Origin of the sequence: Wolbachia endosymbiont (group A) of Sturmia bella (assembly GCF_964030905.1) — a bacterium.
Lineage (GTDB): Bacteria > Pseudomonadota > Alphaproteobacteria > Rickettsiales > Anaplasmataceae > Wolbachia > Wolbachia pipientis.
This window is the reverse complement of record NZ_OZ034988.1, coordinates 472,864-494,266: the sequence shown is the minus strand read 5'-3', so window position 1 is coordinate 494,266 and position 21,403 is coordinate 472,864. Positions and strand designations below refer to the sequence as shown.

The following is a 21,403-nucleotide window of genomic DNA, read 5'->3' as shown; positions in this document are numbered from 1 at the left end:
GTATATAAAATTCAAGTTTAAGTAAATAGCATGGCACTTAGACTCATTCCAGACAACCTCGATATCAAGTTTAGTAAATATAGGGATTTGACTGCATTAATTAGCATTATTCTTATCATCTTTTCAATATTCACTGTTGTGCTGCGTGGAGTGAACTTAGGCATAGACTTTGCAGGCGGAATTTTGATAGAGATAAAATCTTCAGATGAGAATCACTCTATTCTCGATGCATTAAAAGAAAATGGTTTTACAGTGCAGAGTTCAAAAGCGGGTGATAATTTAGTCATGCGTTTTAAAGATGAAGGAGATGAAGATAAAATCAAAAAGATAAAAAGCATACTAGAAGAAAAGCTGGGGAGCTCAATAAGCTATCGTAAAATAGACTATGTTGGCCCACAAATAAGCTCAACACAAATATTTGAAGGAATGTTATCCATGTTGATCGCGATTGTTGGAATATTTTTTTACGTTTGGTTTAGATTTCATTGGCAATGTGGATTCAGTGGAATAACAGCACTGATTCATGACGTGATTTTAACTGTTGGTTTTATTAGCCTAACTGGCATTGAGTTTAATATTTCATCAGTTGCAGCTCTCCTTACTGTCATTGGTTATTCAATCAATAACTCAGTAATTATATATGATCGGATTCGAGAGTATCGCAGGAGTGGTAAAAGTGGGCGGATGAGTGAGGTAGTAGATGCAAGTATCAACGCTACATTATTTCGCACTATATTAACTTCTGGTACAACCCTTCTTGCTGCTCTTCCTTTGGTATTAATCTGCACAGATGCAGTGAGAGACTTCAGCTTGATCATTTTTTTTGGTATTTTGATTGGCACTTGTTCTGCAATATTTATTTCTGCTCCTATATTGACCTACAGAGCTTTGATAAGTAGATTGTAGAAGTGTTTAGTCGCGGTATAATATCAACTTATTATCTCTTATAGTGAAATGAAAATACCTTAAAAAGCTCATTCCAAGTAGTGAATGAGACATAGAATGAGTGTTAACGCTTGCCTGTACATCATTAATCAAAAAATTTCCTATTTTAACTTGAGGTATTTGAACCACTCCAGCTTTTATTTGACCTTTCGCAGTTTCATATATTTTAAAATCCTGAACATTTTGTAAGTTAATACCAACATGTAATGCGTCTTTTTGTGATAGAACAATATCGGTTGCTCCAGTATCAAGCAAAAACGTTATATTGCGATCATTGACTTGAGCCTGAATATAAAAGTGTCCATCATATGACTTCGTAAATTCAATACTTCCACTATTCTGACCGCTATTTTGAATTCTTCCTTTATATGGTAAAAAAGTACTGAGAAATCTGTCGCTTAGTTTGTCCCTTTGTGAATCAATAAGCATTGCAGTAGTGGCTATTATTAGCAACCAAATAACTAGATTTTTCACCGCGTTCATATTGTTAAAATTTGAAGCTATTAAAATAAATTTTAAAGATCAGCGTTAAAAGTTATTATTAAAAATAAGTAAATTTCATTGTTTTAGTACAATATTTAGTATACACTTTAAGAAGATATGTTTGATTTAATTTCATGTCAGAAGCAAAAAGTTTAATTTTGGCAGCTATCCTTTCCATGTTAATCATGGTGTCTTGGCGTATTATTTATGATAATTTTTTTAGTACAAACCAAAACCAGCCATTGATTGAAAATATTGAACATATCGAATCTTTTAACGACCTTGCTCCTATAATATACCAAAATCGTTCTGAAATTATTAATTCTACTCGAGAACAGAGGGTTAGTTTAACCAATAACATGATTAAAGGATCAATTTCTCTGAAAGGTGCAAGGTTTGATGACTTAATTTTAACTAATTACCACTTAGAACCGAGTTCTTCTTCTCCACAAGTGGTGTTACTGTCACCTGCAGAATCAAAAGATGTATATTTTGCAGAATTTGGGTGGCTCGATCCGAGTAACAAGATTAAAGTTCCAGATTCTAAAGCAGTCTGGCGAGCAGATAAACTTAATCAAAAAGAGGTCAATTTATCTTGGGACAATGAGAATGGCATTTTATTTAGAATGAAAATTAACCTCGACGATAATTACATGTTTAAAGTTGAGCAAGTTGTTGAAAATAATACAAAGGATAATGTAGTTTTGGTTCCTTATGGTAAAATTAACCGTAAACGTGACAATATCAACGAATCTTATTGGATATCCCATGAAGGAGTACTGGGTGCATTTGATAATAAACTAGAGGAGTGGACATATAAGGATATTTCCAAAAAACATTTAATAAAAGCAAGCACGAGTGAAAAAAATTGGTTTGGTTTTGCTGATAAATACTGGCTCACAGCCATCATACCTGAAAAATCTGATAAAATAAATGTAAGCATTAAACACACAAACGTTAATAATACTGATAAATTCCAAGTAGATTTTGTCAAACCTTACAAGAGCATACTTCCTGGTGCAAGCGTTTCTAATGTGAATTATTTTTTTGCTGGAGCAAAAAAGTTGAATTTACTGGATTCTTATAAGGACACTCTCAATATACCCCTGTTTGATAAAGCTGTAGATTTTGGTGTTCTTTACTTTATAACTAAACCAGTGTTTTTACTGCTTGAATATTTTAACTTCGTTTTAAAAAATTTTGGCTTAGCAATATTATTGCTGACTTTAGTAATCAAACTTTTGATGCTTTCCTTATTTAATAGATCATATATTTCGATGTTTAAGGTAAAAAGCCTGCAGCCTGAATTAACTCGTATAAAAGAGTTGTATAAAAATGACAGCTTAAAGCAGCATAAAGAGACAATTGCATTGTTTAAGAGAAACAACGTAAATCCAATGTCGAGCATTTTTCCCATGCTAATACAAATACCGGTATTTTTTGCTCTATATAAAGTATTATTTGTTACTATAGAGATTAGGCATGCTCCTTTTTTTTTATGGATTAAGGATCTTTCAGCTCCTGACCCAACGAACATCTTTACATTATTTGGGTTGTTTAATTATAACTTTCCTATTTCTATAGGCATTTTACCTATAATTTTCGGTGCCACCATGATAATTCAGCAGAAGCTAAGTGAGAAAGATCAAACCAGTAAAGATGATATTCAAGTAAATGTTATGAAGTTTTTACCTTACATTTCTGTCTTTATTTTTTCTTCTTTTCCTGCCGGCCTGGTAATATATTGGATATTTAGTAATATTATAACTCTAATTCAACAGTCATTAATAAAGTTGTTTTTAACAAAAAAAGTGGTAGTAAATGTCGAGAATACTAATAGTTAATTCGATTTATTATACTGAAATAGCGAACCTTTTGCTTGAAGGTACAATTGATAAATTAAAAGGCAGTAATGCCAGTTACGATGTAGTTGAGGTTCCTGGTACATTTGAGATACCAGCTACAATTCTTTTTGCAGTCAAGAGTGGGCATACTAATTATGATGGTTATTTAGCTCTTGGGTGCGTAATTCGCGGTGAAACCGATCATTATCAATATGTTTGTAAAGGAGTAATTGAAGGCTTAAATGAGGTTGTTATGCATTATGCAATACCCCTTGGTATGGGTGTAATTACCGCTGACAGCAAAGATAAAGCACTAGTTAGAGCTGATAAAAACAAAAAGAACGTTGGTGGCCATGCAGCCTCAACTGTTTTGCGTATGATAGATTTACACAATAAATTAAAATAATGGAGGAAAAACCAGTAGATAAAAAGTGGCGCATAAAAAGAAGCACGGCAAGATTTCTTGCTGTACAAATTGCTTATTCAAATATTTTCGTAGGTTACAACAAAAGCACTTTTAAACTGGAAAATTGTGAGCTTAAGGACTACATAAATAAGTTGAAAGATATATTTGAATGTGAAGAATTTGAACATCAGTTCTTAGAAAACTTGTTATATAAGGTTATAAAAAGCAGTGAAGAATATGATAAAATAATAGAGTCTTATTTACACCCAAGTTGGTCCCTTTCACGGTTAAATCTTATAAGCTTATCTATTTTGCGTGTTGCAATATGTGAGTTAGCTAATTGTGATACGCCAGTTCCAGTTGTCATTAATGAATATACTAACATTGCATCTGATTTACTTGATAAACCAAGCGAAATTGGTTTTATTAATGGGTTATTGGATAAGGCAAAAGATGCAGTTAAATTAAATAAAAATCCTTAGCAATTATAGCCAGCAAGCACAAGGTGTCATCCGAGTAGCTGCTGTATGAACATTGTCTACCAGATCCCAGTGCTTGACACTGGAATGGCTTTGTTGCATAGCAACTGAAAAAATCTGGTGGCTACTGACAAAATTCATTATAAAATAGCCATTTAACCTTGAAAGAAAAAATATGCCACAAAAAATGAGGGTCAGTAACCATAGCGAATATAACAAATTTCTAGAAAAAAGAGGAAATATTTTTCATTATATCAACGAAGCCATAGAAAAGTGGTACGAGAATGGTCCAAAAATACCAGGTGGCAACAATATTTATAGCGATAAAGTTGTAATTTTGGTGCACATAATAACTTGTTTATTTAGAATAGGCCTGAGGCAAACAGTTGGGTTTATAGCAGGATACCTTGAGCAAATTGGGAAAAATTTGCAAGTTATCAGCTATTCACAATCATCAAAAGAAACTTAATATTAAGATAAATGATTGCAGAAAATAATATGGAAGATATCGAAATTGCTATAGACAGTACAGGAATTAGTATATACAACAACACTCCTGGTCATAGCAAAGAAAATAGCGAAGATAGAAAGTATCGCAGCTATGAACAGACAAGAAAATTGCATGTAATGTTGAATACAAACAGCAAAAAAGCCATAGCTGTAAAATACAGTAACGGCTGATCACTATGGAGCTTGTGATTTGCTAAAAGAAGTCGATTTTCAGTATGTCATAAAAGTACTATATGCAGATAGGGCATGTGATAGGCACAAGTTTTATAAGTTGTGTAACGAATATGATATAAAGACAAAAATTCCACCAATAAACAATGCGGCAGAACATCCAGAAATAGATTATATGTCTGACAGGAATGCTGCTATTAGGTTAATAAAATTATACGGTGAAGATGGCATGAAAGAATGGAAAAAAGAAGTAAATTATGGGAAAAGATCTTATATTGAAGGGTTTTTCTCAAGATTAAAGCAAATATTCGGATTTAGTTTTAGGAATAAATCTGAGATAAATCGAGAAAAAGAACTAAATGCTATTTGCTTAATAAATTCACTGATATTGGTATGGCTAAATTTGAGATAGTTACATGAATTTACCATAAATCACCATCTCATAAAGTGTGATGCAACAAAGCCATCCCAGTGTCAGCTACTTGGATGACAAGAAAGGGAGCACTGGAATGACATTATCTGTTGTGCAATTTACCTTCAAAAATGAATGTTTGTACAGTTATGTGTCAAGCACTGGGATGACAAGAAAGGGAACACTGGAATTTTTGTTTCAGCATTAGCCATGCATCTAAACAGATACGTTGCCTTGAGAATCGCAACATCCATGCAGTTATGCGCGTAACACTAAAAATCAAAAAAAACAAAGAGGCAGACTTAATCTACCTCTTTTATTTCACTTGGCTATACTGTCTGTTGTTGAGAAGCAACTTGTTCAACAATAAGTGAGCCTAAATAAGTGTTAACCCCTTTAGCACCATCTTTGTCTAAACCTAATGTTTTATTCCACTTTGTTTCATTTACTGCCTCGAACTTACCTTCATCGTTTTTCTCTTTTAGTGAACCTATCTCGAAGAGTAAAGTATTGCCTAGCGTATTGGTAAGCTGATTAATATCAACAATAATACGGTAGTTCTTGCCTTCTAAGCTGAAGGCTATATAATGTTTACCCTTTTCTACCTTACCTTCTTCATCTTTAACTTGGTTATTCCTTGCCATTTCCTTAAATGTGTCTTTTGTTACTAGCAATGCTGTTTCTTTACCGTTTTTTCTATCGTTATTAACAACAATCTTCGGAGCTCTCAACTCAGATATTTCATTGTTTTTGCTGATAGCGTACATTGCTGAACTAACCAGTGCAACAGCAACAATTGCTAATATACCGATTCCAAGTGGTGTAGCTGCAAAAGCTGCAAGTGGAGCAAGCGTGCAAGTTGAAGACACCCAATATGGTGCTGAAAGTGCTACTGCTGCGCCTATGACATACAAAGAAGTAAGTGCAACAAGTGCAGTATTTGTTTTGTGGAATTGACCACAGTGATTTTTGAAAGTTAGCATAAACGACCTCAAATATTAATATGCTTAAATAAAAAAACTGTCATAGTCAAGCTTTTTCGTAAGCTACCTGCCGCTTGAGCCAAAGCCCCCTGCATTGCGACCGGTTTCTTCTGCGCAGAATTCTTCTCTGTCATCCCAAATTACCTGAGATACAGGAGAAATAAGGATTTGTGCGATTCTATCTCCTCTTTTTATTTCGTATGGCTGATTACTTAGATTAATTAGACAAATTTTAACTTCACCTCGATAATCAGAGTCTATAGTGCCCGGAGAATTTAAGACAGTGATTCCATGTTTTGCAGCAAGACCAGAACGTGGGCGGATTTGCCCCTCAAAACCGTTTGGTATTGCAATCACAATTCCAGTTGGAACAAGTAATCTTTCAAGTGGATTTAAAACAGCAGAATCATTCAATGCAGCATAAAGATCCATGCCAGCACTCTGCGTAGTTGCATAACATGGAAGAGACAAGTCTTCTCCGTGTGATAATCTTTTTATTTCTACTTTAATTTTACTTCTTTGCACTCCAATTTACCATCTATGAAGACTCAATTATAGCATGTAAATTGTATCTGCAAAAGTGATAAATGTAAATGATGTCATTCCAGCGCGTGACGCTAGGCCATAAAATTCCTTGACAAGTTCAGTGCTCCTTTTTTTGTCATCCCAGTGCCTCTATGATGTCATTCCAGTCTGGAATCTAGTCCTTATTATGCAGCCACTTGGTTGAAATTAAGTCTTCTGGATCCCAGTGTCTGGGCACTGGGATGACATCATAAGGGCGCTGGGATGACACCCTGACAACCGTCATCCCGCTACTTGTTAGCGGGATCTAGAGATACCGCGAATGAATCGCAGTATGACGTAGATTGTTGTCATTCCAGTGTCAGCTACTTGAATGACACCCTCTTGGTATTCGTGTAGTTGCAAGCAGTATAGCTATAAATCACTCACAATCGATATGCTTGAATTACTCTCAGTAAATAAATCAAGCATAATGTTAGATATTCTACCATCAACTATGTGAACAACTCCAGCACATTCCTCCGCCATTTTAACGTATGCCATAAGCCTTTCAATAAATTTTTCCCCTTTAATTTTCCCACAATCAATCGATGCATTTAAATTTTTAACAGATATCTTCCTGCCACCAATTTTATCTATTTCTTCATCTGTGTCACTCAAGATTATCATTTTAGATGCAGAAACTGCGATTGCGATTGCGCTTGCAGTGCTATCGGCATCAATATGATATGTTTCCCCATCTTTTCCATGACCAATTGGTGCAATAACTGGTATAAAATCTGATTCTTCAATAAAAAATAATATATCAGGATTGATTTCAGTGGGTCTACCGATGAACCCCATGTCTAATATCTTTTCGATATTATTTGATCTATCTTCTCTAAGCGTAGCGGTTATTTTTTCGGCTTTAATTAAGTTACCATCTTTTCCACATAATCCAATAGCTGAACCACCAGCAGAATTTATATACTGAACAATTTTTTTATTAACTGAACCACACAGTGCCATTTCAATGATTTTCATAGTGTCTTTGTCTGTAAGTCTGATACCATTCACAAACTTACTGTTCATATCCAGCATTTTTAACACTGAGTTAATTTCATATTCTCCGTCATGAATTATTACCGGATTTATACCAAGCTGCTTCAACAAGACAACATTATGCACAAAAGTATTAAATAGTGTTTCATCTAAGATTATTGTACCACCGCATTTAATGACAAAAGTCTCGCCTACAAAGCTAGGTATGTTAGATAGCACTTCAAGTAATATTTCTGCTTTTTGTTCAAATGATACCTCACCCTTTAAAAATTCACTACTCTTCATTTTTTTATCTTGTAAACTTGAAAAACTCATCTCTTACCTTGGTTATTTTATGCTTAACACGGATGCTCATTTGATGAATTGACACATTCTCATTATTAATCCATTTTTGAATATCTTCTATAACAGCACCTAAGCTTTTTTGACTTACTTTATCTATTTTTGTTAGCACGATGTTAAAGTTAATGTTATTATATATTAACCAATAAATGAAGTCTTTGTCTATTTCTTTTAATCCTACCTTGCTATCTATCAACACAAACACTCTTCTTAGATTTTCTCTTTGAATTAGATAATACTCAATTAAGTTTAAATATTGTATAATTTCCTCCTTGCCTGCATGAGAGTAGCCATACCCTGGTAGATCAACAAGTCTGAACTTATCATCGTACATAGAGTAAAAATTTATTTGTCTAGTGCATCCAGGTTTAGAGGAAACTCTGGCAGCTTTTTTGCTGTTTATCAGTAAGTTGATCAGACTGGATTTTCCTACATTTGATCTACCAGCAAACGCAATCTCTGGAGCCGACTCATTTGGTAATGATTTTATATCCGAAGCTCCAAATATGAAATTGCAGTTTGATGTTATCTGTTTTGCCATTATATTCAACTAGAAGGTAGTAGGTATATTATAGTGTTATTGCTTGATATAAGAAATTTTTTATTTCAGTATATATTACTTAGCTAGATCTGTGCTATATGGATATGGAAAATAATTTACAAGACTTAAAGAAAAAATTTAATGATATAGAGAGGAATTTGGAAAATCCTACCAATTTAAGTCAAAAAGAATTCATTACCCTTTCAAAGGAATACTCTGAGCTCAGGCCAATAATCAAGATAATTGATGAATATAACACGCTGAAAGAGGAAATTTCAGACTTAGAAGAAATAATGAAAGATGAAAACAGCGAAGGTGATATAAAAGAGTTAGCAAAAGAAGAATTTTTCGAAAAGCACAAGGTATTATTACCAAAAATAAAAGCAAAATTAAAGGTAGCATTATTGCCCAAAGATGAAGATGACTCAAGAAATGCAATATTAGAAATTAGAGCAGGTACAGGCGGAGAAGAAGCAGCATTATTTGCAGCAATGTTATTTCGTATGTATCAAAAATATGCAGAAAGAAGAAATTGGAAGTTCGAGCCAATAAGCATTTCTAATACAGGTATAGGTGGATATAAGGAAGCTTCTGCACTCATTAATGGAACAGAAGTTTTTGCAAGGTTGAAATTTGAATCAGGAGTGCACAGAGTACAGAGAGTGCCAGAAACTGAATCTTCAGGAAGGTTGCATACCTCTGCCGCTACTGTTGCGATATTACCTGAAGTAGAAGAAGTTGACTTTAAAATAGAAGAAAAAGACTTACGAATAGATGTTTATAGATCCAGTGGTCCTGGAGGGCAATCAGTGAATACAACTGACAGCGCAGTAAGGGTCACCCACTTGCCAACAGGGATAGTTGTGATACAGCAAGATGAAAAATCGCAGCATAAAAATAAAGCTAAAGCGCTCAAAGTATTGAGGGCAAGGCTATACGAAATTGAAAGACAAAAAAAAGAAATGGAAAGGTCAACAATGAGGAAAAGTCAGATTGGCTCTGGTGATCGTTCCGAGCGCATAAGAACATATAATTTCCCACAATCAAGAATAACAGACCACAGAATTAATCTAACTTCACATCGGCTAGAGCAGATTATAAAAGAAGGCGAACTAGATGAATTTATTGAGGCATTAATCTCACGTAATGAAGCAGAAAGATTGGCAGGGGAAAGTTAGCAGCCTACAATGGAATATCTTTATTAATTACATAGGATCTTTTAAACGCAATAGATAGACAGTAAAAACAAGTTCTAGTACTATCGCGGATAAAACAAGAACAGCTACACTAATTGTTTGACCATTGTAAATGTAGCTTGTTAAGCCGATAAAAATAGCCATGATAAAAGCTCTAATGAACGAGACTGCAGAAGAAGCTGTGCCTTTAATTTCAGGGAAAACATTTATTGATGCATTAAAAATCACTGGCTGGAAAATTGCACAACCGATAGAAAAAATAATCATAGACAGTGTTACTAAGTAGAAAGAGTGGGGTACAATTATACTGAATATTACAAGCAATAGAGACCCAATAGCACCCACGCTCGTACCAGAAATTACACACTTTATTGCTCCAAGTTTCTGCAAGATTTTGCCAGCAAATAGACTGATGAGTGAGAAGCACCCAACTATTGCACCTTGATGTAGTGCATAAATAGTGCTAGATAAACCAAAAGTCTTCATATACAGAAAAGGTCCACAAGTAATGAATGACATATACGCAGCAGAAAAGAGGCTTGACATCAAAGACAACGTAACAAACCTCGGATTAGATAGTAGTTTTCTGTAATCTTTCATCGTTTTTTTCAAACTGAAAATATCGCGGTTCTTTTTTGTTTCTGGTAACGCTAAAAGCAGCAAAACCCAAGAGATCAAACAAAGTATTGCAACAGTTGCATAATTACCACGCCATCCTACAATTTCATTGATGAAACTGCCTAACACTGGCGCAATTGCCATGACAACTGTAAGAACAGAATTCATGATTCCAATAAATTTCACCGCTTCGTCGCCTTTGTAGCTGTCTGCAACGATTGCAAACACAACTACAGATGTGCTAACACCAATGCCCTGAACAAAGCGAGAGATTAAAAGCCAAAAAATCGACGGTGCAAAAACACAACCAACAGCGCCGATTAATAACAAAGTGTTACCTATGATCATAATTCTCCTTCTGCCATAGCATTCAGACAATGGACCAAAAAACAACCCTACTATGCAAAAGCCTAGGAAATTATAAGCAATAGTTAATTGAATTATGCCTTCCGGTACGTTAAAATAGTGCACCATATCAGGAAAACTAGGTACGGAAATGTCAATTTCAATGAACTTGGCAATGAGAGACAGGATTAACAGAAATGGTAGTAACATTTGAGATTTTTAATTAATGAATAAAAATATCACATTTAAAGCGTTGAAAGAAAACATTTTTTACTGTTATTAAAATGGTTAGAAACACCTCATGTGAAGGAATGGTGGATAAATTGGACACTAGGGTTAATTAAAGAAAAATATGACAACTATGTTAAAGCTCTTACTCTCTGTCCTAACTTTACTTATTTCCTCTTACTTTTTCAACAGTCCGTCTAAATTACTACAAGCAGTTTAATTTTTAGTAAATATGTCATTATTCAAAAATATGCAAGAAGCTTTACAGAAACTTAACATAATTTATCATACAAATGTCATTCTTAAGTCCTATGTAAAAACAAATTTTGGCACTAATTTAATTAACTATGAGCTGGATAAATTGGAAAATAAATTTTGTTTACTTTTACAACACCTTAAGATCTAATGTCACTTTATCAATCAAAAATATTACAATAGGCTAGTATGTTCCTTACTCTTTTTCTCAAAATATTACCTATTTATATTACAATATTTATTGGTTACTTAGCAGGAAAATATCTTAAAATTGATAGAAACACTATATCTCAAATACTTTTTTATATAGCTAATCCAATAGTGATTTTATATGGAGTCTCTCATACAGAAGTTAACTTAAAAGTAATTTCTCTGCCGATTTTGATATGGTTTATAGGTAGCACTATGTCCTTATCAGTGTATTATCTTTCTTCTTTTTTATTTAAGGATAACACAAGAAACATATTAGCATTTAGCTCGGGCAGCACAAGTATGGGTTATTTTGGCCTGCCGATTGCCATGGCTTTATTTGATGAAGATTCAGTATCTGTATATGTTGTTTGTTATATAGGAATGGCGCTATTTGAAAACAGCTTAGGATTTTACATAGCTGCAAATGGTATTTATACCGCAAAAGAATGCATATTAAAGTTGTTCAAACTTCCTTCGCTTTATGCGATGGTTCTGGGCTTCTTTTTAAGTATATACGATATACAAATACCTACTTTTTTAACAGATGTTATGATGAATATTAGAAGTACATTTGTCACATTAGGAATGGTGCTACTTGGAGTGAGCATTGCGAATATTGCAAGCTTTAAAATAGATTGGAAGCTTGCTTTGATCACTATTACAGCAAAGTACGTATTCTGGCCACTGTTTGTTTTAGGAATTGTCCTTTTAGACAAGCATGTTATAGGTATATACGATGAGAGCATATATAAAGCACTGATGTTGCTGGCTATTATTCCAGTTTCTGGGTCCAGTATAATACTTGCTAATATTTTGAATTATCAACCAGATAAAGCTACTCTGTTGCTTCTAATCAGTACTGCAGTGGGACTGTTTTATGTTCCACTAATAATATCATTATTTTTTACTAAACTTGTTCCTTTTTGATCAAAAAATTAAGCGCTTGCACAACCATTATTTGGGTAACAACACAAGACATTGATAAAACTTGAATTTATAGCTAAAGCAACTTCTACAATTTGGTAACCCGTCATCCCGCTACTAGTTAGCGCCGCGGCGGTAAATTGACCTTACCCAGAAAAAGTAGAGAGAAAGTTAAGACGTTTTTGGAGTAAAATAAAACGTTTTTTCAAAATATGACAAATAGAAGAGAATATACAGCAGAATTCAAATTAGAAGCTGTTAAGCTGGTTAAAGAAACAGGTCAAGCAAGTACAAAAATAGCAAAAGATCTAGGTATAGATGGTAGTATGTTAAGTAAGAAAATATGATGGAAAAATGTCTGTAGCATACGCATTTCCAGGCAAAGGCTCCTTATGACAAAGAAAGATTTGATCTAAAAAAAGAGCTAATAAGAGAAAGAGACATCTTAAAAAAAGCCCTGGGCAAAGAAAAAGAGTAAAGTATTCTTTTATATAGAAATTGCTATAAAACACAGGAACTATGTAGGGTTTTATACTGGTGGTATGGGTTGCTAAGGAAAAAAGCAGTAAAGAATTAGCAAAAGAAGGGCTTCTAGCAGATATTCAAAAAATACATCAAGCTTCTAAATGCAGATATGGAGCCCCTAAAATTCACGCTGAATTAAAAGCTTTAGGCAAAAATTAAAACAGTACAAAGTGTTATGCAAGAAAATGGCATTAAAGCCAAGTTTAGACGAAGGTTCAAAAATAAAAAACAGCAAATAAGCAACCGAGTTGTGGCTCCGAACACATTGGATCAAAATTTTACTACTGATCAGCCAAATAAAGTTTGGGATTACCTACATAAAAACTAAAGAAGGTTGTTGGCGGCAATAATTGACCTATATTCACGCATGGTGGTTAATGAGTAACATGATAATTAGTTATAGATTCTTTATTGATGGCCGTTGATAAACGCAAACCCGATAAAAATCTGCTGTTACATAGCGATCAAGGGTCACAGTATACCTCTCAAAATTACCAATTTCTATTGAATACAAAAAACATCATTTCCAGCATGAGCCATAAGGGCTGTTGTTACGATAACTCTGTTGCAGAAAAGTTCACTTAAAAGGGAGCTGCTTATTGATACTTCTCGCTCAACAAACCAGAACTGCCATATTTGAATACATAGAAATCTTTTATAACAAATAACGTAGACATTCTACTATTAACTATTGCATTCCTGCACAATTTATTCTCATGATAAAAACGTCTTAACTTTCTCTCTACTTTTTCTGGGTAAGGTCAATTTGGGTCTGCACCATTTTTGAGTAATAGTTTTACTTCTTGTGCATTACCATCTTCTACAGCTAGGAATAATTGTTCTTCCTGTGTTTTTACGCGTGTTTCCACATTAGATATAAAAAATAACAATACTAAACATGCAATACCAATAATGCTAATATATTTTATAACTTTTCTCATAAGATATTTTACAATGCTTCTAATAATATTAGATATCATCTATAAAATTAAAAAATCCATGAAAGGGGATGAAAATATGTAAAAAAGTATTATTGATTAATTAAAAACAGATTTTGATTTAATAATACTAATAAAATCGATTTATCTTAAATTTACGTTGATTTTTACCTGTTATTTTTTGTAGTTTATCCAACGTAAATTCCAGGTAAAACAAAGTCGTTATCTCCAACCGTTACAACCAACTCTCCTTCTTTAATTTTTATTTGATTAGGTGTATGGTCCCATACCATCACACTCTGGGATCATACACCTAAAGTACTCCGACACTGGGATGACACCCCGGGGTTTCTGGGATGACAAAAAAGAGCCCCCTGAGCAAAAATCTTATAGCCACTTGAATGATAATTGACTTTTTGCCTAAAATAACTAAGAAAGAAACTTCTCATCAAGATAACTTAAATATATACTAATTCTCTTATTTTTAAACGATTTCTCATCATGAATTGCACGATCAAAAACCTGAATTTGACTTGTTATAATGCTACAATTATTATTTGCAACTTCTAATACGCCACTATCAATTACAACCTTCTTTTCTGTTTGGTTACTCATTTTAACAGTAATCATACCAGGCAATAAATAAATTAAGTAAGGAGCATGGTGAGCTAAAATCATAAGCTCCCCTTCGAGCCCAGTTACTGAAAGAGAAACCACTCCACTGAATGAAATTTGATCATCAGGAGAGAAAAATTGCACTTTAAAAGTATTCATAATCTTTAACTTTTATTTAGCTTCAGCTTGTATTAATTCAGCCTTTTTTATTGCTTCATCTATATTCCCCACCATATAAAAAGCAGCCTCTGGTAAGTGATCATATTTGCCTTCAACAATCCCTTTAAAACTGGAAACAGTATCAGAAAGTGAAACAAATTTACCAGGCATGCCAGTAAATATTTCTGCAACGTGAAAAGGTTGAGAAAGAAATTTCTGAATCTTCCGAGCCCTATCAACAATAATTTTATCTTCATCAGATAGCTCATCCATACCAAGTATTGCGATAATATCTTGCAGTGATTTATAAGTTTGCAATATACGTTTCACCTCAGAAGCTACATTATAATGTTCTTCACCAATGATTTCAGCAGATAAAGACTGAGAAGTTGAATCAAGTGGATCAACAGCAGGGTATATTCCCATTTCAGCTATTTGCCTTGACAACACTGTGGTTGCATCAAGGTGAGAGAATGTAGTTGCTGGGGCTGGATCAGTCAAATCGTCCGCAGGAACATATATAGCTTGCACAGAAGTAATAGAGCCAGAAGTTGTTGAAGCTATTCTTTCTTGCATTGCACCCATATCAGTTGCAAGGGTTGGCTGATAACCAACAGCTGACGGTATTCTTCCAAGTAAAGCAGAAATTTCAGAACCAGCTTGTGTAAATCTAAAGATATTATCCACAAAAAATAGAACATCTTGGTTTTCACGGTCACGAAAATACTCTGCCATAGTAAGTGCTGTTAAAGCAACTCTAGCCCTTGCTCCAGGAGGCTCATTCATCTGACCATAAACCAAAACAGCTTGAGATTTTTCATGCTCATTTATATTTATTACATTTGAAGTGATCATCTCGTGATAAAGATCGTTACCTTCACGCGTTCTCTCCCCTACCCCGGCAAACACAGAAAATCCTTTATGAGCTTTTGCTATATTATTAATTAATTCCATTATTAGGACTGTTTTACCAACACCGGCTCCACCAAATAAGCCAATTTTTCCTCCTTTAAGATAAGGTGCAAGAAGATCTATAACTTTTATTCCCGTAACTAAAACTTCTTCCTGTATTCTCTGTTCAGTAAAACTTGGAGGTGCTCTGTGTATAGGCTCTAAGTTATACTTTCCCTTCAGTGGACCACACTCATCTATAAGCTCTCCAACAACATTAAAAATCCTTCCTAAAGTTGAACGCCCAATTGGCACCGATATTGGTGCACCTGTATCAACAAATTCATCCCCCCTTGATATGCCATCTGTGCTATCCATAGCAATACAACGAACTATATTGTCACCTATATGCTGCGAAACTTCTAAAACCAGCTCCTTATCCTTATATTTTAGTTTGCTTTTTAAAGCATTAAATATTTTAGGCAATTCACCTTCAAATTTTATATCAACAACTGCTTGAGTTACCTTAATCGCTCTACCTATATTCATCTCTTTATTTTTATCACCTAACACTATAATTCCATAAAAGAACTTCTAAAGAAAATAAATTTTATATTATTAATAGAAATTTTGCAACATTAAAACGCTTACTAGTTACGCTTCATTACAAACAATGCAAATGCATTTAATAGCCAAGTAATAATAAACAATACTAAACTAAGCGCATAAGCAGCAAGAGTTTGTACACTATTGAAATCCTGATCTCCGGTAAGTAATGTAGCGATCTGCACGGTAATGGTAGTAACTGAATTAAGAGGGTTAAAAGTCAAATTTGCGTTGATTCCCACAGCCATTAGCACAATCATTGTTTCACCTATCACTCTTGAAATTGACAATAAAATTGCACTTAAAATTGTAGGCATTGCATAAGGTATTGTTATATGCCATATAGTTTCCGCTGGAGTTGCACCAAGTGCCATGAAGCCATAACGCAAGCTTTTTGGAACAGATCTTATGGCATCTTCGAGTAAAGAAATAATAAAAGGAAGAATCATTATCCCAATCGATAAACCGGCAACTAAGGCACTTTCTGAGTGTATACTTAAACCAAAAAAATTTGCTACCTGCTTTATAAAGAAAGACAAAAACACAACCGCGAAATATCCATATACAACCGTAGGAATAGCAGACAAAACTTGCAAAGTTGTATTAACAATATAACGCACTTTCTCACTCGCATATTCACTAATATATATTGCAGAAAATAAACCAAGCGGAACGACAACTAACATTGCTATAATAGTTATAAGTAATGTACCAACTAAAAGCGGCGCTATACCAAAACATCCTATCTTCTCTTCATTGATAGTGACTACATTGTGGCCCCATTTCAAGCAAAACAAGAATTCTGAAATAGCTACTTTATTAAAAAAACTAATGGATTGAATAAAAATAGACAGCATTATAAATAAAGTGATAAAAAATGATATGGCCAAAGCCACAAATAACGAAAGTTTTATTATCTTATTTCTTTTATTTTTAAAGATAAAAGCAAGCATGAAAAAAAGTAACGCTATAGAAATAAAAGTTACAAAACAATTATTATAGAATACTAACAACCAAGTTAGCATCCATACACAACTAAGATATAGATAAGATTTAACCTTATTTACTTCTTGAAACCTACTAAAACAAAATAAAAGGATTAGTAAGACAGGTATGACTATCACCGAATTCATTCTTCCATGCATCAAATTTTATTCTACGAAAATGTCATACAAGTTCACCATTATTTGACAATAAAGTAAAACAATTTAAAATAAATAATTATATTAATATAAAAACAATGAAGAGAACATTTCAACCAAAAAATTTGATAAGAAAGCGCAGACACGGATTTCGTTCACGTATGGCAACAAGAGCTGGAAGAAAAATCCTTAATAGGCGCCGTTCATTAGGGTGTAACAAATTATGCGCATAGTAAGTATAAAAAAAAAGATTTTTCTTCTGCTTTCAAAAATAAGTTAGCACTCAACAGTCTTTTTTATCGTGGGCTTTATATATCACTGTACGCTATAAAAGAAAGAGAACCTGAAAAGTACATTCATACTATTAGAGTAGGTCTGGCTATCAGTAAAAAAACCGGAAAAGCAGCAAAAAGAAATAAAATAAAAAGGCAACTACGAATGCTTGCTAAAATTAGCATTTTAAATATAAGTAATATAGGGCACTACTACATAATACTAACTCATAGAAACATTATGCAAGCAAGTTATAAAAATTTACAAAAAGATCTAACTATTTGCTTAAAAAAGATAAAATAAAAAAAATCTCAATTAAGGTATTTACAACTATATTTTTTATGATAATATAGGTAAAATTTTTAAAAATAGTTAATGGGTGTGGTGAATGGTAGAGCATATAAAAGAGGTAAATAACACAGGCTTTGGTCAGATGTATCAATTCTTATTTCTTCCTAAAGGAACAGGAACAGATTGGAGGTCAGCATTTCGCCAACAAGAAGAATTATTTAAAAAAGTGGGAGGTAATGTAATATTACCAGAAGTCAGTAATTCTCCTTCAAAAGGGAATCAATTAGGGAAAGTAGGAACAATGCTAAATAATGTAGAAAATGACCAAGAACATATAAGAAAAAAAAGATATCGTAGTTAAAGTAAAAACTTAAAGAATAGTAACAAAACAAGAAAGTTAAAATATAAGTATACCTACTGTCTAATTAACAAAGAAATTTTTATAAACTTGGCGGCGACCTACTCTCCCTTTTCAAGTACCATCAGCGCTAAAAAGTTTCACTTCCGAGTTCGAGATGAGATCGGGTGGTTCATTTTTGCTATAGCCACCAAGTCAATAAAAATTTCTAACTTAACAATTTTAACTTAATATTTAACACTGCATACACACATATAGAAAGCAAATAAATCAATCAGGCTATTAGTACTAGTTAGCTTCACATGTTACCATGCTTCCACACCTAGCCTATCAACGTGGTAGTCTTCCACGGCCTTAATTGGGAAATCTTTTTGAAGAGGGTTTCTTGCTTATATGCTTTCAGCAATTATCCCATCTATACATAGCCACCCAGCGATGCTATTGGCATAACAGCTGGTACACCAGAGGTATATCCATCTCGGTCCTCTCGTACTAGAGTCAGACCTTCTCAAATTTCCTTCACCCACGGCAGATAGAAACCGAACTGTCTCACGACGTTCTAAACCCAACTCACGTATCACTTTAATCGGCGAACAGCCGAACCCTTGGGACCTTCTTCAGCCCCAGGATGTGATGAGTCGACATCGAGGTGCCAAACGGTGTCGTCGCTATGAACGCTCGAACACCATTAGCCTGTTATCCCCGGCGTACCTTTTATCCGTTGAGCGATGACCCTTCCATACAGAATCACCGGATCACTATGACCGACTTTCGTCTCTGCTTGGCTTGTCAGCCTCGCAGTCAGGCAAGCTTATGCCATTATACTATCAAGCTGATTTCCGACCAGCTCTAGCTTACCTTCGCACGCCTCCGTTACTTTTTAGGAGGCGACCGCCCCAGTCAAACTACCCACCATACAATGTCCTAGTTCCAGATAATGAAACATAGTTAGATATCAAAAGTGTAAAGGGTGGTATCTCAAGGTTGACTCCATTATAGCTAGCGCCATAACTTCAAAGTCTCCCACCTATCCTGCACATCACACTTTTAATAGCAATGTAAAGCTATAGTAAAGGTGCACGGGGTCTCTTCGTCTAACCGCGGGTACCCCGCATCTGCACGGGGAATTCAATTTCGCTGAAGTGATGTTGGAGACAGTGGAGAAATCGTTACGCCATTCGTGCGGGTCGGAACTTACCCGACAAGGAATTTCGCTACCTTAGGACCGTCAGTGTTACGGCCGCCGTTTACTGGGGCTTCAATTCGGAGCTTGCACCCTTCCTATTAACCTTCCAGCACCGGGCAGGCGTCAGACCCTATACTTCCACTTACGTGTTTGCAGAGTCCTGTGTTTTTAGTAAACAGTCGCTACTCCCTATTTTGTGCCACCTACTCATAGTTGCCTAAAAGCAGGTTACCCTTCTTCCGAAGTTACAGGTATAATTTGCCGAGTTCCTTCAACATCATTCTTTCAACACCTTAGTATACTCTACTCATCCACCAGTGTCGGTTTGCGGTACGGCCTCATAAATATAAGTGCTATTTCCTGGAGCTTCTTTTAAGCATAGATCAATCCAATAAGATCTATACAAATACGAAACCCGTCACACTTAAGAGGTTTAGGAATATTAACCTAATTGCCATCGACTACTCCTTTACGGACTCGCCTTAGGAACCGACTAACCCTACGCAGATTAACTTAACGTAGGAACCCTTAGATTTTTGGTGAGAGTGTTTTTCACACTCTTTTACGCTACTTATGTCAGCATTCTCACTTCCGATATCTCCAGCAGTTTTCACAAACCACCTTCACAGACTTACGGAACGCTCCGCTACCGCGCCTATTGATCGAAATCAATAAGCACTCACATCTTCGGTATACAGCTTTAGCCCCGGTACATTTTCGGCGCAGAAAAACTTATTTAGACAAGTGAGCTGTTACGCTTTCTTTAAAGGATGGCTGCTTCCAAGCCAACCTCCTAGCTGTAATGGTTTTTCTACTTCCTTCCCCACTTAGCTGTAATTTTGGGACCTTAGATAGTGATCTGGGTTGTTTCCCTCTTCACCACGGACTTAGCACCCGTAGTGTGCCTGCTGTATAATTAATTGTTGGTATTCGGAGTTTAGTTAGATTTGGTAAGACGGTGAATCCCCCTAGTCTATCCAGTGCTCTACCCCCAACAACATACATACAACGCTCTACCTAAATAGATTTCGCGGAGAACCAGCTATTTCCAAGTTTGATTGGCCTTTCACCCCTAATCACAACTCATCCAATAATGTTGCAACATTAACTGGTTCGATCCTCCAGTGTGTTTTACCACACCTTCAATCTGGTCATGACTAGATCACTTGGTTTCGGGTCTAATCCATAAAACTAAAACGCCCTACTCAGACTTGCTTTCGCTACGCCTACACCTAACGGCTTAAGCTTGCTTCATAGATTAACTCGCTGACCCATTATGCAAAAGGTACGCTGTCACTCTAAATATCAATAAATTGATATAGAGCTCCAACTGTTTGTAAGCACTTGATTTCAGATTCTATTTCACTCCCCTCCCGGGGTTCTTTTCACCTTTCCCTCACGGTACTTGTTCACTATCGGTCGTTAAGGAGTATTTAGGCTTGGAGGATGGTCCCCCCATATTCAAACAGGATTTCACGTGCCCCGCTCTACTCAAGGATTTAAAAACTTTCTACTTATACAGGACTATCACCTTCTATGGTTACTATTTCCAGAGTATTCTAATTCTTATTCTTAAATCACTAGCCTTTTCCGCTTTCGCTCGTCACTACTAACAGAATCTCGGTTGATTTCTTTTCCTTTGGCTACTTAGATATTTCAGTTCACCAAGTTTGCTTTACATACTTAGTACGTAATAACTAGCTAAACTAGTTGGGTTTCCCCATTCGGAAATCTGCGGATCAAAATTTGTTGACAATTCCCCGCAGCTTATCGCAGCCTGCCACGTCCTTCATCGCCTCTTAACGCCAAGGCATCCATCAAGTGCTCTTAATAATTTATTTATCCGACTATATGCAGAATATGCAGAGTTAAATATTATTAAAATTGAATTGAGATTAAATTAATCTCTACCATAAAACTTGTCAAACATCTAAAAACTAAATTAATCTTTTATATGTTATAACCTAATAAATAATATG

Annotated in this window: 19 protein-coding genes, 2 rRNA genes and 4 pseudogenes; 13 read left to right on the top strand and 12 right to left on the bottom strand. The window is 34.9% G+C overall.

Going from position 1 to position 21,403, the window contains the following annotated elements; translation table 11 throughout:
• The first annotated feature begins 30 nt into the window (after positions 1-30).
• On the top strand, positions 31-906 hold the full coding sequence (secF, locus tag ACQH3L_RS02435) for a protein translocase subunit SecF (protein ID WP_425384943.1): 876 nt from the start codon (positions 31-33) through the stop codon (positions 904-906).
• A gap of 6 nt (positions 907-912) precedes the next feature.
• Here secF and ACQH3L_RS02430 read toward each other — a convergent pair whose 3' ends face one another.
• The gene (locus tag ACQH3L_RS02430) at positions 913-1,428 is read right to left on the bottom strand and encodes a TIGR02281 family clan AA aspartic protease (RefSeq protein ID WP_006279648.1); all 516 of its coding nucleotides are present in this window, start codon (positions 1,426-1,428) and stop codon (positions 913-915) included.
• A gap of 134 nt (positions 1,429-1,562) precedes the next feature.
• On the opposite strand from ACQH3L_RS02430, the gene yidC reads away from it, so the two are divergent.
• From yidC to ACQH3L_RS02405, 5 genes and pseudogenes are all read left to right on the top strand, one after another.
• Positions 1,563-3,272 (top strand): membrane protein insertase YidC, encoded by a 1,710-nt coding sequence (gene yidC, locus ACQH3L_RS02425; RefSeq protein WP_425384942.1) that lies wholly within the window; start codon positions 1,563-1,565, stop codon positions 3,270-3,272.
• On the top strand, positions 3,250-3,678 hold the full coding sequence (locus tag ACQH3L_RS02420) for a 6,7-dimethyl-8-ribityllumazine synthase (RefSeq protein WP_425384941.1): 429 nt from the start codon (positions 3,250-3,252) through the stop codon (positions 3,676-3,678). The genes yidC and ACQH3L_RS02420 overlap by 23 nt, the downstream gene beginning before the upstream one ends.
• On the top strand, positions 3,678-4,160 hold the full coding sequence (gene nusB, locus ACQH3L_RS02415) for a transcription antitermination factor NusB (protein ID WP_007549265.1): 483 nt from the start codon (positions 3,678-3,680) through the stop codon (positions 4,158-4,160). The genes ACQH3L_RS02420 and nusB overlap by 1 nt, the downstream gene beginning before the upstream one ends.
• Positions 4,161-4,332: 172 nt before the next feature.
• Positions 4,333-5,258, top strand: a pseudogene (locus ACQH3L_RS02410) (IS5 family transposase).
• Between the two features lie 32 nt (positions 5,259-5,290).
• A complete protein-coding gene (locus tag ACQH3L_RS02405) occupies positions 5,291-5,458 on the top strand; it encodes a hypothetical protein (RefSeq protein WP_167471207.1) in 168 nt (55 codons plus the stop codon).
• Between the two features lie 121 nt (positions 5,459-5,579).
• Here the strand turns inward: ACQH3L_RS02405 and ACQH3L_RS02400 are convergent, their stop codons facing one another.
• The 4 genes from ACQH3L_RS02400 to yihA form a co-directional block, all read right to left on the bottom strand.
• Entirely contained in the window at positions 5,580-6,233 is a 654-nt protein-coding gene (locus ACQH3L_RS02400; protein ID WP_182282568.1) for a hypothetical protein, read from the bottom strand.
• A gap of 63 nt (positions 6,234-6,296) precedes the next feature.
• Complete coding sequence (dut, locus tag ACQH3L_RS02395) at positions 6,297-6,758, bottom strand: dUTP diphosphatase (protein WP_006279458.1); 462 nt, start codon at positions 6,756-6,758, stop codon at positions 6,297-6,299.
• A gap of 414 nt (positions 6,759-7,172) precedes the next feature.
• Positions 7,173-8,084 carry an acetylglutamate kinase gene (gene argB, locus ACQH3L_RS02390; protein WP_010962459.1) on the bottom strand — a complete coding sequence of 304 codons (912 nt, stop codon included), beginning with the start codon at positions 8,082-8,084 and terminating at the stop codon, positions 7,173-7,175.
• Positions 8,085-8,088: 4 nt separating this feature from the next.
• Entirely contained in the window at positions 8,089-8,682 is a 594-nt protein-coding gene (gene yihA / locus ACQH3L_RS02385; protein WP_010962460.1) for a ribosome biogenesis GTP-binding protein YihA/YsxC, read from the bottom strand.
• Positions 8,683-8,780: 98 nt separating this feature from the next.
• Here yihA and prfA point away from each other — a divergent pair, with 98 nt between their 5' ends.
• Positions 8,781-9,860, top strand: a complete 1,080-nt coding sequence (prfA, locus tag ACQH3L_RS02380; protein ID WP_425384940.1) for a peptide chain release factor 1 — start codon at positions 8,781-8,783, stop codon at positions 9,858-9,860.
• A 27-nt stretch (positions 9,861-9,887) separates the two neighbouring features.
• Here prfA and ACQH3L_RS02375 read toward each other — a convergent pair whose 3' ends face one another.
• On the bottom strand, positions 9,888-11,051 hold the full coding sequence (locus ACQH3L_RS02375; RefSeq protein WP_425384939.1) for a multidrug effflux MFS transporter: 1,164 nt from the start codon (positions 11,049-11,051) through the stop codon (positions 9,888-9,890).
• 16 nt (positions 11,052-11,067) lie between these two features.
• Here ACQH3L_RS02375 and ACQH3L_RS02370 point away from each other — a divergent pair.
• From ACQH3L_RS02370 to ACQH3L_RS02360, 3 genes and pseudogenes are all read left to right on the top strand, one after another.
• Positions 11,068-11,210, top strand: a pseudogene (locus ACQH3L_RS02370) (N-acetyltransferase); the annotation flags it as partial.
• Positions 11,211-11,513: 303 nt separating this feature from the next.
• Positions 11,514-12,443, top strand: coding sequence for an AEC family transporter (locus tag ACQH3L_RS02365; protein ID WP_006279391.1), 930 nt, complete (start codon positions 11,514-11,516; stop codon positions 12,441-12,443).
• Positions 12,444-12,652: 209 nt separating this feature from the next.
• Positions 12,653-13,633 (top strand): annotated as a pseudogene (locus tag ACQH3L_RS02360) (IS3 family transposase).
• A 93-nt stretch (positions 13,634-13,726) separates the two neighbouring features.
• Here the strand turns inward: ACQH3L_RS02360 and ACQH3L_RS02355 are convergent.
• From ACQH3L_RS02355 to pstC, 4 genes are all read right to left on the bottom strand, one after another.
• Positions 13,727-13,906: an ankyrin repeat domain-containing protein gene (locus tag ACQH3L_RS02355; RefSeq protein WP_223823054.1), complete on the bottom strand. Its 180-nt coding sequence runs from the start codon at positions 13,904-13,906 to the stop codon at positions 13,727-13,729.
• A gap of 426 nt (positions 13,907-14,332) precedes the next feature.
• Entirely contained in the window at positions 14,333-14,677 is a 345-nt protein-coding gene (locus tag ACQH3L_RS02350) for a F0F1 ATP synthase subunit epsilon (protein WP_006279902.1), read from the bottom strand.
• Between the two features lie 12 nt (positions 14,678-14,689).
• Positions 14,690-16,117, bottom strand: a complete 1,428-nt coding sequence (gene atpD / locus ACQH3L_RS02345) for a F0F1 ATP synthase subunit beta (protein ID WP_425385006.1) — start codon at positions 16,115-16,117, stop codon at positions 14,690-14,692.
• 101 nt (positions 16,118-16,218) lie between these two features.
• Positions 16,219-17,307: a phosphate ABC transporter permease subunit PstC gene (gene pstC, locus ACQH3L_RS02340; RefSeq protein WP_038199744.1), complete on the bottom strand. Its 1,089-nt coding sequence runs from the start codon at positions 17,305-17,307 to the stop codon at positions 16,219-16,221.
• Positions 17,308-17,414: 107 nt separating this feature from the next.
• Between pstC and rpmH the strand changes: the two genes are divergently transcribed.
• The 3 genes and pseudogenes from rpmH to ACQH3L_RS02325 all read left to right on the top strand — a co-directional run bounded on the left by rpmH (position 17,415) and on the right by ACQH3L_RS02325 (position 18,241).
• Positions 17,415-17,549, top strand: a complete 135-nt coding sequence (rpmH, locus tag ACQH3L_RS02335; RefSeq protein WP_006279898.1) for a 50S ribosomal protein L34 — start codon at positions 17,415-17,417, stop codon at positions 17,547-17,549.
• 67 nt (positions 17,550-17,616) lie between these two features.
• A pseudogene (rnpA, locus tag ACQH3L_RS02330) lies at positions 17,617-17,892 on the top strand (ribonuclease P protein component); the annotation flags it as partial.
• An 85-nt stretch (positions 17,893-17,977) separates the two neighbouring features.
• Positions 17,978-18,241, top strand: coding sequence for a hypothetical protein (locus ACQH3L_RS02325; protein WP_425384938.1), 264 nt, complete (start codon positions 17,978-17,980; stop codon positions 18,239-18,241).
• Between the two features lie 85 nt (positions 18,242-18,326).
• Here the strand turns inward: ACQH3L_RS02325 and rrf are convergent.
• Positions 18,327-18,433, bottom strand: a 5S ribosomal RNA gene (gene rrf / locus ACQH3L_RS02320).
• A gap of 66 nt (positions 18,434-18,499) precedes the next feature.
• A 23S ribosomal RNA gene (locus ACQH3L_RS02315) occupies positions 18,500-21,265 on the bottom strand.
• Between the last annotated feature and the right edge of the window lie 138 nt (positions 21,266-21,403).